This window comes from Haloactinopolyspora sp., from assembly GCF_027324685.1.
Lineage (GTDB): Bacteria > Actinomycetota > Actinomycetes > Jiangellales > Jiangellaceae > Haloactinopolyspora.
Genome location: NZ_DAHVSH010000166.1, coordinates 24458 through 40183, shown reverse-complemented (window position 1 = coordinate 40183; position 15726 = coordinate 24458). Strand labels below are relative to the sequence as shown.

Below are 15726 nucleotides of genomic sequence, written 5' to 3'. Positions count from 1 at the left end.
CTCCTCCGTGCACCCAGCTTCTCTCGCCCGTCCCCTTCTCGGCGTCGCCGCCGCGCTCGCCTTGACCATCTCACTCGTCCCTGCCGGTTCAGCTGCCCCTGAGGAGGCCGATGCCGAGGTGAGCACGCAGAACCCGATCTCGTCGCCGTTCTCCGACACCTATGCCGACCCCGCGATCCTGCGCGGCAAAGACGGCTGGTGGTACCTGTACGCCACCAGCGACCCGCTCCACGCGGGCCAGAGCCCGTTCGGGTTGATGCACATCGCGCGGACCCGCGACTTCGTGGACTGGGAGTACATCGGCAACGTCTTCTCCGAGGAGAACCGGCCGGGCTGGGCGACGGACTCGTCGTTCTTCTGGGCACCGGACATCCGCTACATCGACGGGCAGTACGTGCTGTACTACACCGTCACCGACACCGTCGACGAGCCCGGCGAGTGGAACTACGCCATCGGCGCGGCCACGGCACCCACACCGGTCGGGCCGTGGACCGACACCGGCGGACCGGTCGTCGGGCCTCGCCCTCGGGGCGACGGGGACTACAACTGGACCATCGATCCAGCCGGGTTCACCGACGATGACGGCAAGCGCTACCTGTACTTCGGCAGCTACGTCGGAGGACTCTGGGTCACTGAGCTCGACGAGACCGGCACCCGAGCCATCGGCGAGCCGGTCCAGGTAGCCCACGACGAACGCTACGAGGCGCCGTACGTCGTCAAGCGCGACGGCTACTACTACCTGATGGCTTCGTCGGCCAACTGCTGCGCGGGCCCGGTCACCGGCTACAGCGTGTACGCCGGGCGCTCGACGAGTCCGCTCGGGCCGTTCGTCGACCACGAGGGGGTCTCACTGCTCGACTCGCGGGTCGGCGGGACGCAGGTGGTCACCCAGAACGGAAACCGGTGGATCGGCGTCGGGCATCACTCGATCTTCACCGACGTGTCCGGTCAGGACCACATCCTGTACCACGCCATCGACCGCACCGATCCATGGCTGAACGAGCCTGGTGGGGTCAACCGCCGGCCCACCTTGATCGACCGGCTGGACTGGATCGACGGCTGGCCCGTGGCCCGGGCCGGCGCCGGGCCGAGCGACAGTCCGCAGCCCGCGCCGGTGACCGCGAGCGAACTCGGCATCGACAGCGCCGATCCGGCTTCCGGCGAGGCGTTCCGACCGGTGTCCGGCGAATGGAGCACCGGCGAGGAGGACGGCGCGGGCGCCTTCGCTCGCCTCGTCCCCGGCGACGGCGAAGCTGCGACCGTGGCCTCCGCGCAGCGCGCACCCCGCGAGGTTCGGTTCGAGGCGGATGTCCGCGGCGATGGCATCTTCGCCGTGGAACTGGCCGGAGCGGGCCGCAACGGCATCACCACGACCGTCGACCCGGTCGAGCGCGAGCTGACGGTCGAAGTCAGGCGGGGGCGGCAGGTGACCCGCGAGTCGGCTCCACTGCCGCAGCGTTTCGACCCGGCCGTGTGGTCGGCGCTGGCTGTGGAGGTCCGCGATGGCAGCCTGCACGCTGTCGTGGCCGAGAGCAGGCTCGGCGACGTCGACGCGGAAGTCACGCTCGACCTGCCGCGCGGCACGGCCAAGCCACGCCCGGTGCGGCTGACGGCGACCGGCGCTGAGGTCCATGTCGACAACGTCACCGTCGTCACGGCCCACGATCCGGTCAGCGAGCCGGTGGCCGAGCCCACGGCCGGCCGGGAGTCGTTCGCCGAGGAGTTCGACGGCGCGCTCGACGACTCGTGGACGTGGCTGCGTCCGGACGACGCCATCACCGTGGGCGACGGCGCCCTGAGCTGGCCGCTGACCGACGGCGACATCGTCGGCAGCGACAACACCGGTGCTCTGCTGCTGCGGGATCAGCCGGCCGGCGACTGGATCGCCGAGACGAAACTCCACCTCGACCTCGGCACCGACACGTTCCGGAACTACCAGCAGGCCGGCATGATCGTCCGGGTGGACGACGACCATCTGCTCCGGCTCGGCAACGTCGCCATCTGGGGCACCCGGCAGGTCGAGTTCGGCAAGGAGATCGACGAAGACGGCACCCTGCGCTGGGGCGCCCACCTCGGCGGGCCGACCGCGGAGACGATGTGGCTGCGAATCGCCCACTCCACCGACCCGGTGACCGGCGAGCACCGGTACCGGTCGGCGACCTCTCGCGACGGCGAGAGCTGGCGCTGGGGTGCGACCTGGACACTGCCCGCCTCGACCGACCCGCAGATCGGGCTCTACGCCGGTGGCGGCGCGAATCCGGCCACGGTGGCGTCGTTCGACTACTTCCGGATCCACCACGCTTCGTGAGGAGAATCCTTGCCGGGCTGGCCGGGTCGGTGCTGGCGCTCGTCGCCTGCACCGCCCCGGCCGGTGACGACAACCCGTCGACCGCCACGACCCTGCCGACCAGAGAGCAGAACGCCATGGGCTTCACCAACCCCGTCCACGATCGCGACTTCCCCGACCCCGCCGTCATCTCGGTCGACGGCACCTGGTTCGCCTACGCCACCAACTCCCGCGCCGGACACATGCCGGCGCTGCGCTCCAGAGACCTGGTGACCTGGGATCCGGTCGGAGACGCGATGCCGGAGCTGGCGCCCTGGGTGACCGCCGGGCGCACCTGGGCCCCGGAAGTGGCGGTGCACGGCCCGGACCGCTATGTGGCGTACTACACCGCGTTGGGCACCGACAGCGGGCGCCAGTGCATCGGGCGAGCCGTGGCGTCGTCGCCGGAGGGCCCGTTCGTCGACGAGTCGGCCGAACCGCTGATCTGCCAGGCCGACGAAGGCGGTTCCATCGACGCCAGCCCGTTCACCGATACCGACGGCACGCGGTACCTGCTGTGGAAGAACGACGGCAACGCCATCGGCGTCGACACGTGGATCTATGCCCAGCGACTCAGCCCGGACGGCTTGACCTTGACCGGTGCGCCGGTCCGGCTGATCAAACAGGACCAGGCCTGGGAGGGAGCCCTGGTGGAAGGGCCGTTCCTGTGGCTTCACGACGGGCGCTACTACCTGTTCTACTCCGCCAACGACTACGGCTCGGACGCCTACGCCGTCGGCTATGCGGTGTGCGACGGGCCGATGGGACCGTGCGTCAAGCCGTCGGGCAGCGCGGCCGGGCCGATTCTGACGACCACCGAGGACGCGGCGGGGCCAGGACACTGCGTCGTGGTGGAGAAGGACGGCCGGACGTGGATGGTTCACCACGCCTGGCCGCCGGACGCCGTGGGTTCGGCCGTACCCGGCCGGACGATGTGGCTGACCGAGCTGACATGGGACGACGGCCGGCCCGTGCTCGACGGCCCCAGGGCCGAGGTCCCGATTCTTCCCTGACCGCGGGGTTGACGCCCCAGTAACACCCGGTTACGGTCGTCGCTACGTTCGGTCAGAAATCGATTGCTCAGGAGTCTGCGCATGCCTCCTCACGGTCCACGACCGCCCGGAGCGATCAGCCGTCGGCGGTTCCTCGGTGGTTCCATGGCCCTCGCCGGCGCCGCCGCGGCGGCTTCCCTGAGCGGCTGCGGGTCTTCGAGCGCAGCAGCCGAAGGCCCCTTGCAGTTCTGGAACTTCTACGCACCTCCGCCCAGCGACGATCCCGCCACGGTGGCGCGGGCGCAATGGATGCAAGCAACCGTCGACCAGTGGAATGCCGAGAACTCCGAGCAGATCGAGCTCGTCTTCGCTCCCGTCCTGGGCAGCGAGAAGCTGTCGACGGCCTTCGCCGCCGGCACCGGGCCGGACATCTTCCTGATCAGTCCCGGCGACATCATCCGCTACATCAACGGCGACGTCCTGGTCGACCTCGAGCCGTACCTGAGCCAGGAGGCCATCGACGACTTCTTCCCGGACAACATGGCCACCCGCGTCGTCGGCGACCAAGTCTTCGCCCTGCCGATGGAGATCGAGCCGCTGGCGCTGTACTACAGCCGCCCGGCCTTCGAGCAGGCCGGACTCTCCGAAGGCGACATCCCCGCCACCTGGGACGAGCTTCTCGACATCGCCGACAAGCTCGTTTCGGCCGGTCAGGGCGGCTGGGTCGTACCCACCACCCAGGGCTACTACCAGAACTTCGTCTGGTACCCGTGGATGTGGCAAGGCGGCGGACGCGTCATGTCCGACGACGGCATGAGCGCCGCGTTCGACTCGCAAGCCACCATCGACGCGCTGACGCTGTGGAAATCCGGTGTCGAACTGGGCCTGACCCCGCGCGTGGAACCGGCCGGAGACGACATCGTCAGCTCGTTCGTCGAGGGCTACGCCTCCATGTGGCAAAGCGGCATCTGGTCGATCTCCGACTTTCAGCGCAAGGCGCCGGACTTCGACCTGGGCGTGTTCCCCCTGCCCGTCCCACCCGGTGGAGAGCCGGCCACGTCACTGGGCGGCTGGGCCTTCGCCGCCAACGCGATGGGCCGCAACCCCGACGCCGCCGCCCGGTTCTGCGCCTGGGCGCTGGGCTCCACCGACGACGCCGGCATCACTCGGGTGGCCGAGTGGTGCGTGCAGACCAAGACCGACATTCCGCCGCGGCAGTCCGCGCTGGACCGCGCCAACGAGATGGGCGGATTCGACACCGAGCTCATGCGGACCTTCCGCGACGACATCTTCCCCAGCGGCCGGGGTGAACCACGCTTCCCACCGGTGATCTACAAGGCGGTCTCGGACGCGATCCAGTCCTGTCAACTCGCCGGGGGCGACGCAGCCGACCAAGCCGCGACCGGGGCCCAGGCGATCGACGCGTACCTGCAAACCTACGAGGGGGCGCAGCTGTGACCGGAGCCATCGACACCGCCGGGCCCGCGCCCGCCACGCACAAGCGTCCCGGCCGATCCCGCGCCGCCGCCAGCGACCTGGCCAAGCGGGAACGGCGCGCGGCCTACCTGTTCCTGTCGCCCAACCTGATCGGGCTCACCGTCTTCGTCGCCGTGCCGATGCTGCTGTCGATCGTGCTGGCGTTCTTCAGCGTCGACGGCTTCGGCGGCTACACGTTCGTGGGCACGGCCAACTTCGAGCGCATGGTCGGCGACCCGCAGTTCATCGACAGCCTCGGCCGCACGATGATCTACCTGTTCGTGCTGGTGCCCGGTCTGTTCCTGTCCGGGTTGGGCTTGGCGCTGCTGGTGCGCAGCCAGTTCCCGCTGGTCGGGCTGTTTCGCACCGCGTTGTTCGCGCCCAACGTCGTCAGCCTCGTGGTCGTCGCACTGATCTGGAACTTCCTGCTGACCGACGACGTCGGCTTCGTCGCCAAGCTGCTCGGCCGGCTCGGTATCACCGCGCCGTCGTGGCTGGGCGATCCGAGCTACGCCCTGGGCACCGTCATGGTCATCACGATCTGGTTCTCCATGGGCTACTACATGTTGATCTTCCTCGCCGGGCTGCAGGACATCCCCCGCGAGTTCTACGAGGTGGCCAGTATCGACGGCGCCGGGCCGTGGCAGACCTTCCGCAACGTGACCTGGCCGATGCTCAAGCCGACGAGCTTTTTCATCCTGCTGACGTCGACCATCGCGGTGATGACCGGCGGGCTGGAGATGCTGGTGATCCTCACCTCCGGTGGTCCCGCCAACTCGACCACGCTGATCGTCTACTACGTCTACCAGCAGGCTTTCGTGTACGGAGAATTCGGCTACGCGTCCGCGATCGGGTCCATCATGGTCCTGATCCTGCTGGCGTGGTCGGCGCTGCTGTTCGCCCTCACCCGGGGAGGCCGGTTCACCCATGCCGACTGACACCGCCACCGCACCGCCGGCCCGGCACGCGCCGGCGCCGCCCACCGGACAGCGACGCTTCCTGGTCCGCCGCAGCCACCGCAAGAAGGCCGCGCTGTTCACCGTCGTGGGGATCATCGCGATCATCACCGCGTTTCCGCTGTTGTGGATGATCACGAGCTCGTTCAAGGGCCCGGACGAGGTGCTCAGTACCGACATCCTGCCCAGCGCGCCGACGGTGGACAACTTCGACTACGTGTTCACCTCGGTGCCTTTCACCCGGTACCTGTTCAACAGCTTCATCATCTCGGTGACCGTCACCGTGGTGGCGCTGTTCTTCCACTCGATGGCCGCCTACGCCCTGGCTCGGCTGAAGTTCCGGGGCCGCGACACGATCTTCATCGCGGTGTTCTCGACGCTGTTGGTGACCGCGCCGGTGGTGCTGGTTCCGCTGTTCCTGGTGGTGCATCGCCTCGGGCTGCTCAACAGCTATGCCGGGCTGATCATCCCGGCGATCTTCAGCGCATTCGGCATCTTCCTGCTGCGGCAGTTCTATCTCACGATCCCGGCCGAACTCGAAGAGGCGGCGATCTTGGACGGCTGCGGGTACTGGATGATCTATCGCAAGATCATCCTGCCGATGAGCAAGTCGATCTTCGCGGCGCTGGCGGTGCTGTTCTTCCTCGCCAACTGGAACTCTTTCCTGTGGCCGCTGGTCGCCACGACCGACCAGGACCTCCAAGTCGTGCAACTCGGGATCGTCAGCTTCTTCGAGGAACACTCCGCCGACTGGAACTACGTCCTCGCCGCGGCCTTCGTCGCCGCGATCCCGACCCTCATCATCTTCGGCTTCTTCCAACGCAAGATCGTCGAATCCGTCAAGACCTCCGGCATGAAGTAAATGATCATGTTCACTAGGCAATCCCCTGCCCCACCACCCGTACACACCTCGTGATGCGGCAGAACGCCTAGGGGTGCACCGCACCCACCGCACATCAACGAAACGTCAGGAGCGCACCACGTGACCAGCAGTCTGTCCTCCGGCCTCGGCGGCATCGCCCTGCGCACCTCCGCCGTCACCCGCTCGATCTCGGCCGAGAACTTCACCGGCGCGAAAGGCGCAGGTGGCATGGCGACCGAAGGCACCGGCGCGCGAGCGGCCACCGGACTGGGCCAAGGGTGGAAGATCTCCCCCTCGATCCACATCGCCCCTGGTGAAACCGCCGTGCTCGGCGAGATCGACGGCCCGGGAACCATCACCCACATCTGGTGCACCACCGCGCCGCACCAGGCGTGGCGGCGTACGCTGCTGCGCATCCACTGGGACGGCGAGCAGGAACCCGCCGTCGAGGTCCCGCTCGGTGACTTCTTCTGCAACGGCTGGAACATCTTCAGCCAGGTCAGTTCGGTACCGGTGGCGGCGAACCCGAACGGCGGGTTCAACGCGTACTGGCCGATGCCGTTCCGGCGCTCGGCCCGGATCACCCTGGAGAACCTGTCCGCCGCCGAGATCGTCCTCTACTACCAGATCGACTACGAGCTCGACGACGTTCCCGACGACGCCAGCTACCTGCACGCGCAGTGGCGGCGCAGCCACCCCGTCCCCCGCGGCGAGGTGCACACGCTGCTCGACGGCGTGCAGGGCGCTGGTCACTACGTCGGCACCTACCTGGCGTGGGGCGTCAACGACCCCGGCTGGTGGGGCGAGGGCGAGGTGAAGTTCTACCTCGACGGCGACGACGAGTTCCCCACCATCTGCGGTACCGGGACCGAGGACTACTTCGGCGGTGCCTGGAACTTCGACGTCCCCGGTACCGGGTACACCGCGTTCACCACGCCGTATCTCGGCTTGAACCAGGTGCTGCGCCCGGACGGCCTCTACGCCAGTCAGCAGCGTTTCGGGATGTATCGCTGGCACCTCCCCGACCCGATCCGGTTCGCCGAGGACCTCCGGGTCACGGTGCAGAGCCTGGGCATCGGGCCGGGGCATCACAACGGGCTCCCTCACCGCTACCGCCCGACCAGCGACGACATCGCCTCCACGGCGTGGTTCTACCTGGACCGGCCGAGCACGCCGTCGCGGCCGGAAACACCGGGACTGATCGACCTCGAGGTGGACTGACGCCCGACCCGCGGACGGCCGAGGTCAAGTCACGTGGACGTCGATGCCGTGCCGGCCGGACGAGCCGTTCGGCGCCGGCGGCGCCTGCTCACTGGTCTGGACTTCGCCGTCCGCGGTGACCGCGCGGACCTGCAGTGTGTGATCGCCTGGCTCGGCGTCCCACTCGTAGATCCACTGGCGCCACGTGTCGGCGCTCGGGACGTCGGCCAGGCGGGCCGGCTGCCACGATCCGTCGTCGACGCGGACCTCTACGCGCTCGATGCCGCGGTGCTGTGCCCAGGCCACGCCGGCGACGGCGACCGTGCCTGCGGTGACGTCGTCGCCGGAAGCCGGGACGTCGATCCGCGAGGCGACTTTCACCGGGCCCCGCTCAGCCCAGCCGCGGGTCGTCCAGTACGCCTCGAACGCGTCGAACCGGCTCACCTCGAGGTCGACCACCCACTTGGTGGCGCTGACGTAGCCGTACAGGCCCGGCACGATCATCCGCACCGGGAACCCGTGCTCGAGGGGCAGCGGCTCGCCGTTCATCCCGACGGCCAGCAGCGCATCGCGACCGTCGGTGAGCGCTTCAAGGGGCGTACCGGCGTTCCATCCGTCGTCGGAGGTCGACAGGACGGCGTCGGCGTCAGGCAACGGGCGGGCCAGCGCGAGGACGTCGGCGATCGGCACGCCCGTCCACAGCGCGTTGCCGATCAGACCGCCGCCGACCTCGTTGGAGACACAGTTCAACGTCAGCCACCGATCGACCAAGCCCATCTCGATCAATGCGTCGTAGTCGATCTCGACTTCGCGTTCGACCATGCCGTGGATACGCAGCGTCCAGTCGGCGGGGTGGATCAGCGGCTCGGACAGCGCGGTGTCGATGCGGTAGAAGTCGGCGTTCGGCGTGCGCCACGGTTCGGCGCCGTCGACGCCGAGGTCGACGCTGGCCGGTACGTCCGGCGTCGGCAGGTCGATGCTGGCGGCCAGCTCCTCGCGGGAACTTTCCACGCCGACGCGCCGGGAGGCCAGCCACCGTCCGACACCGGTGCCGGTGACGGCGAACGCCGCAGCGGCCGTCGCGGCGGTGAGGAACGCCCGCCGGCTCGTCGCCTCAGGCGAGGACGCTGGTGTCTGTGCGGTCGGCTGATCGACCTGGCGCGAGAGTCCGACCAGCCAACTCAGCGCCGGCAGCGCCACGACTCCGGCAGCACCGACCGGAATGAGGTCGGCGCCGGTGGTGTCCGGCCGGCTCCACACGGCGATACCCGCCACGGCCAGAAGGGCCAATGCGGCCAGGTGGCCTGCGCCTGGCCTGCGTTCGCTGAGCACGCCCACCCCGACGCCGAGGGCCACCAGCACCACAGCCATACCGCCGAGCAGGACGGCCTTGTCGGCGGTACCGAACCACTCGATGGCGAAATCTTTCAGCCAGCCCGGCGTCATGTCGATGAACGTCTCACCCACCGCGACGAACGGCGTCGTTCCGCGCGCCAAGGCTCCGGCGACGAGTTCGGCTGCGGCCAACCCCGCAGCGAGGGCAAGCACACCAGCCAACGCCGAGCGCCAGCGCGGCGTCTGCGGCGTGCTCGCCGAAGGCTGCGGCCGCGTGGATGGACGGGACGAAGTACTCACACCACGATCATGCGCCGCCGCGCTGATCGATGACACAGCCCGAGCATGATCGTCATCGATTGTTCAGAATCTGCCGGTGCAAGCGCCGCGGGCCGACCCGCTGGACAAGAGCAAGCCCAGTGGGAGTCTTGGCTCGAGGGACCATCCGCGCGCATTCTGATCACACCGTGAGGTAGCGACATGCTTCTCGAGAACAAGAACGCCATCGTCTACGGCGCCGGAGCGATCGGGCGAGCAGTCGCCCTCGGTTTCGCCGGCGAAGGCGCCACGGTCCACTTGGCCAGTCGCACGGCGGAACCACTCGAGGCCGTGGCCGACGAGATTCGTGCGGCCGGCGGCGCCGTGGAGACTGCACAGCTCGACGCGCTCGACGAAACAGCCGTCGCCGAGCATGCCGACGCCGTCGCCGCCCGAGCCGGACGCATCGACGTCTCCATCAACCTGATCTCCGTTGGCGACATCCAGGGAACACCACTCGCGCAGATGTCGGTGGCCGACTTCGAACAGCCGATTCACACCGCGGTTCGGACGACGTTCCTGACGGCGAGGGCGGCTGCGCGCCACATGATCGAGCAGCGATCGGGGGTGATCTTGACGTTCGGCGGTGTCGGCGATCCGATGCAGGACTACTTCATCGGCGGCTTCCAGGTGTCACTCGCCGCCGTCGACATGCTTCGCAAACAGCTGGCCGCCGAGCTCGGCCCGCACGGCATCCGCGTCGTCGGCTTGAAGACCGGCGGCATTGCCGAGACCATCCCGGAGGACTTCCCGGGTCGAGACGCTCTCGTCGAGTCCCTCGTGCAACCCACGATGCTGGGCCGTACAGCCACCTTCCGAGACGTCGCTGACGTGGCCGCCTTCGCCGCGTCGGATCGGGCGGCCTCGATCACCGGCTCGGAGTTGAACATCACCTGCGGCGCCATCGTGGACTAGACCGGACTTGGCGGGCGCACCCCTGGGATTTCTGTCGCATCAACAGGCGTGCATGGGTGGTGCACTGGGGAATTGCCTAGTGAACATGATCATTTACGGCGGCGACGTGGGGAGCGATGGCGCGGAACGAGCGGCCGCGATGACTCAGCGCGTCCTTCTCGGCCGCGGAGAGCTCGGCGGTGGTGCGTGACTCGCCCTCGGGTACGAAGATCGGGTCGTAGCCGAAGCCGTTCGCCCCGCGCGGTTCTCGGATCAGCCTGCCCTCGACCCGGCCTTCCGCCACGAACTCGCGCCCGTCGGGCCGGACGAGAGCCGCGACGCTGACGAAGGCGGCGCCGCGATGCTCGTCCGGCACGTCCTGCAGCTGAGCGAGCAGAAGGTGCAGGTTGGCGGCGTCGCCGGCGCCGGGGCCGGCCCACCGCGCGGAGAAGATCCCGGGCATGCCGTTCATCGCGGCCACGGTGATGCCGGAATCGTCGGCCAGCGCCGGCAGCCCGGTGCCCGCAGCCACGGCCCGGGCCTTCAGCAGCGCGTTCTCGGTGAACGTCAGGCCGGACTCGACCACGTCGCCGACCTCGGGGAACTCAGCGACACTCGTCAGGTCGACGACGACACCGGCCTCGGCCAGGATGCGGCGGATCTCGACGACCTTGTGCTCGTTGCGAGTGGCCAGCACCACCCGCGAGGCAGTGCCGGTCACGATGCCAAGACGTTCTTCTGCAACTCGGTGAGCTCCCGGCAACCCGCCTCGGCCAGCCCCAGCAACGAATCGAGCTCGAAGCGATCGAACGGCTCGCCCTCGGCGGTGCCTTGCACCTCGATGTAGCGCCCGTCGCCGGTCAGCACGACGTTCATGTCCGTTTCGGCGCGCACGTCTTCCTCATAGCACAGGTCGAGCAACGGCTCGCCGTCCACGACACCGACCGAGATCGCCGCGACCGAGTCGGTGAGCACGGTGTCCGACGCCAGCAGACCACGCTCGCGCATCCACGACACGGCGTCGTGCAGGGCGACGTAGGCACCGGTGATGGCAGCCGTCCTCGTGCCGCCGTCCGCCTGCAACACGTCGCAGTCGAGCACCAGGGTGTTCTCGCCCAGCGCAGCAGTGTCGATGATGCCGCGCAAGGAGCGTCCGATCAGCCGCGAGATCTCGTGTGTGCGCCCGCCGATACGACCCTTGACCGACTCGCGGTCGGACCGCGTGTTCGTCGAGCGCGGCAGCATCGCGTACTCGGCCGTGACCCACCCGAGCCCGGAACCCTTGCGCCAGCGCGGCACCCCTTCGGTGACCGAGGCCGCGCAGAGCACGCGGGTACGGCCGAACTCGATGAGAACCGATCCCTCGGCGTTGTCGAGCCAGCCACGGTTCATCGTGACCGGGCGGAGCTGGTCGGCCTGCCGGCCGTCGGTGCGAGTCATGGGCTCCAAGCTATCGGTTCGGCTACAGCGGCGGTCGAGCGACGTGCCCGATCAGTACAAGTGCAGCGGATACACCTCGAACGACGTGGCGAAGCGGCACCCGAGGCGGGTCCCGGCCTCACGAGCCAAGCCCTCGAGGAACTCCGCCGGGTCGGGATGATCGGGGCCGAGGGCTTCCAAGTACGCTGCGTGGGCGCGCAGCGAAGCGACGCCGAGCTCGAACGTGTCGGTGATCTCGACCGCGTGCTGTGCCTCGGGCGATCCGGCCGCCCAGACGGCGCGGACGCCGTTCCACGGTTCGAACCCTTCGTCGACGAGCTCGCGGAACACCCAGCGATTGCCGGCGTCACGGGCGGCATCGATGACGGCGCGCCCGACGGCGATGTGATCGGCCTGGTTGAGCATCGTCCCGCCGTAGGTCTCACGCGGGTTTCCCGTGATGACGATGTCGGGCCGGTGCCGGCGGATCACGCGCGCCAGGTCACGGCGTAGCGCCAAGCTGTACTCCACGACGCCGTCGGGATACCTGAGGAACTCCACGTCGTCGACGCCCACGATGCGCGCAGACTCGCGCTCCTCCGCTTCGCGCAGCGGGCCGGCCGTCTCCGGCGGTATCGAGTCGATGCCGGCCTCACCGCTGGTGACGAGGCAATAGGCCAGCTGCTTGCCCTGTTGGGTCCAGCGCGCGACCGCGGCCGCGGCGCCGTACTCGATGTCGTCCGGATGCGGAGCGATCACCAGTGCGGACTGCCAGTCCTCCGGCAGCGGCTCCAGTGGCGAGACGTCGGCCATCAGACCTCCCAGGTGGCGTCGGGCACGGCCGCTTCCACCGGCCCGTCGTACACGGCCCGAGCAGCAGTGACGGCCCGGTGCGGATCGCCCCATGGTGGCACGTGCGTGACCACCAGCCGCTGTGCGCCCGCCGCGGCGGCGTGCTCACCGGCTTGCCGGCCCGTCAGGTGGATGTCCGGCGGATGCTCGTCGCCGTCGTCGAACGCCGCCTCGCACAGCAGCAGATCGGCGTCGCGGGCGAGCTCGACCAACGCCGCGGCAGGTCCGGTGTCACCGGAGTACACGACCGCCTTGCCGTCACGCTCGACGCGGATGGCGTAGGCCGGCACCGGATGGGCCACGCGCACGACACGCAAGGTGAACGGGCCGACGTCGAAGGCGCCGTCGGGATGGGTGGCGAAGTCGAACACGCCGGTCAACCCGGGCTCCGGTTCGCGCCCGTAGGCCGCGGCCATCCGCTTCGCCGAACCTTCCGGCCCGTACACCGGGATACGTCGGTCGATCCCCACCCCGTAGCGCAATGCCACGTAGAGCCCGCACAGGTCCATGCAGTGGTCGGGATGCAGGTGGCTGAGCACGACCGCGTCGACGTCGGCGAGGCCTTCGGTGCCGACATGACGCTGCAACGGACCCAGCGCACCGTTACCCAGATCGACGACGATCCGCGCTCCGTCAGCCTCGATCAGATAACCCGAGGCGGGCGAGTCCGGGCCGGGCATCGAGCCGGAACAGCCCAGCACCGTCAACCGCATCGTCACGCCTCCTCGCCTGCGCGTCGCACCACCGGAATCTCACTCGTCTCTTCCACCGAGGCGATCTCGGGCCCGAGGAACCGGTTGCCGAGCCGGAGGAACGGACGCGGGTCGCCGGTCGAGCGGAACTGGTGCCGCGGCGGCTCGGTGCGGTCCGCACGCATGAGGTCGTGCTCGGCCAGCACGCGGAACACGTCCTTGGCGGTCTCTTCCGCGCTGCTGACCAGGGTCACCTGGTCGCCCATCACGTAGGCGATGACGGCGGTGAGTAGCGGATAGTGCGTGCAGCCGAGGACGAGAGTGTCGACGCCGGCTTCGCGGACCGGGTCGAGGTACTCGTGAGCGACCCGCTCGAGGTCAGGCCCGTGGGTGACGCCCTGCTCGACGAACTCCACGAAGCTCGGGCAGGCGCGGGTGGTGATGCGCAGATGCGGCGCCGCGGCGAAAGAGTCTTCATACGCGCGCGACGTCACCGTCGCCGTCGTACCGATGACACCGATGTGCCCGTTCCGCGTCGCCGCGACGGCACGTCTGACCGCCGGTTGAATGACCTCGACCACCGGGACGTCATAGCGTTCGCGGGCGTCGCGCAACACCGCACTGCTCGCCGAGTTGCACGCGATGACGAGTATCTTCACACCCTCGGCGACGAGGGAATCCATGACGTCGAGCGCGTACGACCGCACCTGTGCGATCGGCCTGGGGCCGTACGGCCCGCGGGCGGTGTCGCCGACATAGAGGACCGGCTCGTGCGGGAGCTGATCGAGCACGGCGCGAGCGACCGTGAGACCGCCCACGCCGCTGTCGAAGATCCCGATAGGTGCGTCGTTCATCGCTGCACGAGCGTACGCCGCCACGTCCGCGGACGACGATCACCCGGGTGCCGACGTGTCGAAGGCCACGTTTCCGGTCGTTCCGGGCGGTGGTCGTCGTGTGATCGTTGCCTGTGATCGTGGGGGCGTGCTTATCGGCGGTGGTTGCCTCATGATCGCGCATGCGGCGTGATCATGAGTCATCGCCGGCGCGATCGCACAACACCTGCGGCGATCATGGGGCACTACCGGCGTCACCGCGCCACAAGCGACCCATGATCTCCGCTGCGGCGTGATCATGAGGCATCGCCGGCGCCAACGCACAACACCTCTGGCGATCATGAGTCACCTCCGGCGCCACAGCGCCACAGGTGACTCATGATTGACGCCGCGCCCATAATCCGCATGTTGTCTCGGCTCACGGCCCGACCGCGTCCGCTTGGTTGTCCACAAGCCGTCGATGCGGCCGGCGTTGTCCACAATTCGCCGCGAGCGCCTGTTACCCGGACAGGCGCGTGTTGATCATCGTCACCGTGAACACCCCGCAGCACGGCGATCACGCCCAGGAAGTCCATGACCTCCTGCGGCGCCAGGACTTCGTCTTTCGCTACAGCGATGTGTCGGCCTGGCTGACGTGGTCACAGGTCCGGCAGGAGATTCGAGCCGGCCGCTGGCGACGCGTGCACCGAGGCATCTACGTCGCGCACAACGGCCCCGTTTCCAGGCAGCAAGAACGCCGGATCTGCCTGCTCGCAGCACCACCTGGCTCCGCCCTTGCCGGTCTGACCGCCGCTGAGCTGGACGGGCTCGAAGGGTTCAGCGTGAACGACGCCTATCTCGTCGTTCCGGCCGGCTTGCGACGCCCCGAGCGGCCAGGTCTGATCACCAAGCTGTCTCATTGGCTTGGCCCCGAGGACGTGCATCCCGCACGCGAGCCCCGCCGCACGCGAATGGCGCGCAGCCTCGTCGACGGTGCCTCGTGGAGCACATCGGACAACTACGCCCGAGCGATCATCTTGGCCGGCGTGCAACAGCGGCTGGTTCGGTGCGCCGACCTGCGCGACGCGCTGAGCCGGCGCGGGCCGTGCTTTCGGCATGCGCTCATCGTGGAATCCATCGACGACGCCGAAGGCGGCATCGCGTCGCTACCGGAGCGCGAATTCGACCTGATCCGGCGCCGATGCCGGCTCCCCGAACCCCGACGTCAGGCGATCGTGCAGGGTCCCGACGGTCGTCACTACCTCGACGCGGACTGGCCGGTATTCGGTGTCACCGCGGAAGTTCACGGCAGCCAGCACCTGGAGGTCGTCACCTGGAATGCGGACCTGGACCGTCTGGCGGTCATCGCCGCCCACGGCCGCAGAGTGCTCCAGTTCACGTCGCACGCGGTGCGTCATCAGCGCGAACGCGTCGGTACCCTGCTCACCGATGCCTTGCGCCACGGCGGCTGGCGAGGCTGAGCCGGTGACGTCCTGACGACCCGGGCGCTCGGACTGCCATTCCGGTCTTGACCCGCAACCAACGCAGAATCGCTCGTTGACGTCGCCGCTCAAAGCAGGATCATGAGTCAA

Annotated in this window: 14 protein-coding genes; 8 read left to right on the top strand and 6 right to left on the bottom strand. The window is 68.7% G+C overall.

From position 1 onward, the window contains the following. Positions 1 to 7 precede the first annotated feature (7 nt). The 6 genes from M6444_RS17855 (at position 8) to M6444_RS17830 (ending at position 7833) form a co-directional block, all read left to right on the top strand. Positions 8 to 2308 carry a family 43 glycosylhydrolase gene (locus tag M6444_RS17855; RefSeq protein ID WP_298330529.1) on the top strand — a complete coding sequence of 767 codons (2301 nt, stop codon included), beginning with the start codon at positions 8 to 10 and terminating at the stop codon, positions 2306 to 2308. After that, positions 2305 to 3339 carry a glycoside hydrolase family 43 protein gene (locus M6444_RS17850; protein ID WP_298330527.1) on the top strand — a complete coding sequence of 345 codons (1035 nt, stop codon included), beginning with the start codon at positions 2305 to 2307 and terminating at the stop codon, positions 3337 to 3339. The genes M6444_RS17855 and M6444_RS17850 overlap by 4 nt, the downstream gene beginning before the upstream one ends. Positions 3340 to 3420: 81 nt before the next feature. Then, positions 3421 to 4776 carry a sugar ABC transporter substrate-binding protein gene (locus tag M6444_RS17845; RefSeq protein ID WP_298330524.1) on the top strand — a complete coding sequence of 452 codons (1356 nt, stop codon included), beginning with the start codon at positions 3421 to 3423 and terminating at the stop codon, positions 4774 to 4776. Further along, positions 4773 to 5732 carry a sugar ABC transporter permease gene (locus tag M6444_RS17840; RefSeq protein ID WP_298330522.1) on the top strand — a complete coding sequence of 320 codons (960 nt, stop codon included), beginning with the start codon at positions 4773 to 4775 and terminating at the stop codon, positions 5730 to 5732. Before M6444_RS17845 ends, M6444_RS17840 begins: the two co-directional genes overlap by 4 nt. A gap of 148 nt (positions 5733 to 5880) precedes the next feature. Continuing rightward, positions 5881 to 6612 carry a carbohydrate ABC transporter permease gene (locus M6444_RS17835; protein WP_363326417.1) on the top strand — a complete coding sequence of 244 codons (732 nt, stop codon included), beginning with the start codon at positions 5881 to 5883 and terminating at the stop codon, positions 6610 to 6612. A gap of 120 nt (positions 6613 to 6732) precedes the next feature. After that, positions 6733 to 7833: a glycoside hydrolase family 172 protein gene (locus tag M6444_RS17830; RefSeq protein ID WP_298330515.1), complete on the top strand. Its 1101-nt coding sequence runs from the start codon at positions 6733 to 6735 to the stop codon at positions 7831 to 7833. A 24-nt stretch (positions 7834 to 7857) separates the two neighbouring features. Here M6444_RS17830 and M6444_RS17825 read toward each other — a convergent pair whose 3' ends face one another. Beyond that, positions 7858 to 9447, bottom strand: coding sequence for a molybdopterin-dependent oxidoreductase (locus tag M6444_RS17825; RefSeq protein ID WP_298330512.1), 1590 nt, complete (start codon positions 9445 to 9447; stop codon positions 7858 to 7860). A 180-nt stretch (positions 9448 to 9627) separates the two neighbouring features. Between M6444_RS17825 and M6444_RS17820 the strand changes: the two genes are divergently transcribed. Further along, positions 9628 to 10380, top strand: a complete 753-nt coding sequence (locus M6444_RS17820; RefSeq protein ID WP_298330509.1) for an SDR family oxidoreductase — start codon at positions 9628 to 9630, stop codon at positions 10378 to 10380. 76 nt (positions 10381 to 10456) lie between these two features. Here the strand turns inward: M6444_RS17820 and rdgB are convergent, their stop codons facing one another. The 5 genes from rdgB to murI are packed head-to-tail and all read right to left on the bottom strand — an operon-like array spanning position 10457 to position 14176. Further along, entirely contained in the window at positions 10457 to 11080 is a 624-nt protein-coding gene (gene rdgB / locus M6444_RS17815) for an RdgB/HAM1 family non-canonical purine NTP pyrophosphatase (RefSeq protein ID WP_298330506.1), read from the bottom strand. After that, on the bottom strand, positions 11077 to 11799 hold the full coding sequence (gene rph, locus M6444_RS17810) for a ribonuclease PH (RefSeq protein WP_298330503.1): 723 nt from the start codon (positions 11797 to 11799) through the stop codon (positions 11077 to 11079). Before rph ends, rdgB begins: the two co-directional genes overlap by 4 nt. Before the next feature lie 51 nt (positions 11800 to 11850). Beyond that, positions 11851 to 12591: a PIG-L deacetylase family protein gene (locus M6444_RS17805; RefSeq protein ID WP_298330500.1), complete on the bottom strand. Its 741-nt coding sequence runs from the start codon at positions 12589 to 12591 to the stop codon at positions 11851 to 11853. Beyond that, on the bottom strand, positions 12591 to 13343 hold the full coding sequence (locus M6444_RS17800) for an MBL fold metallo-hydrolase (RefSeq protein ID WP_298330621.1): 753 nt from the start codon (positions 13341 to 13343) through the stop codon (positions 12591 to 12593). The genes M6444_RS17805 and M6444_RS17800 overlap by 1 nt, the downstream gene beginning before the upstream one ends. Positions 13344 to 13345: 2 nt before the next feature. Beyond that, on the bottom strand, positions 13346 to 14176 hold the full coding sequence (murI, locus tag M6444_RS17795; protein WP_298330498.1) for a glutamate racemase: 831 nt from the start codon (positions 14174 to 14176) through the stop codon (positions 13346 to 13348). A gap of 512 nt (positions 14177 to 14688) precedes the next feature. Here murI and M6444_RS17790 point away from each other — a divergent pair. After that, on the top strand, positions 14689 to 15615 hold the full coding sequence (locus tag M6444_RS17790) for a hypothetical protein (protein ID WP_298330496.1): 927 nt from the start codon (positions 14689 to 14691) through the stop codon (positions 15613 to 15615). Positions 15616 to 15726: the final 111 nt, after the last annotated feature.

Coding starts and splice junctions, on each gene's coding strand:
- rph (WP_298330503.1), bottom strand. CDS start 11,799: ATGACTCGCACCGACGGCCGGCAGGCCGACCAGCTCCGCCCGGTCACG.
- M6444_RS17800 (WP_298330621.1), bottom strand. CDS start 13,343: ATGCGGTTGACGGTGCTGGGCTGTTCCGGCTCGATGCCCGGCCCGGAC.
- murI (WP_298330498.1), bottom strand. CDS start 14,176: ATGAACGACGCACCTATCGGGATCTTCGACAGCGGCGTGGGCGGTCTC.
- M6444_RS17805 (WP_298330500.1), bottom strand. CDS start 12,591: ATGGCCGACGTCTCGCCACTGGAGCCGCTGCCGGAGGACTGGCAGTCC.
- M6444_RS17835 (WP_363326417.1), top strand. CDS start 5,881: ATGATCACGAGCTCGTTCAAGGGCCCGGACGAGGTGCTCAGTACCGAC.
- M6444_RS17820 (WP_298330509.1), top strand. CDS start 9,628: ATGCTTCTCGAGAACAAGAACGCCATCGTCTACGGCGCCGGAGCGATC.
- M6444_RS17845 (WP_298330524.1), top strand. CDS start 3,421: ATGCCTCCTCACGGTCCACGACCGCCCGGAGCGATCAGCCGTCGGCGG.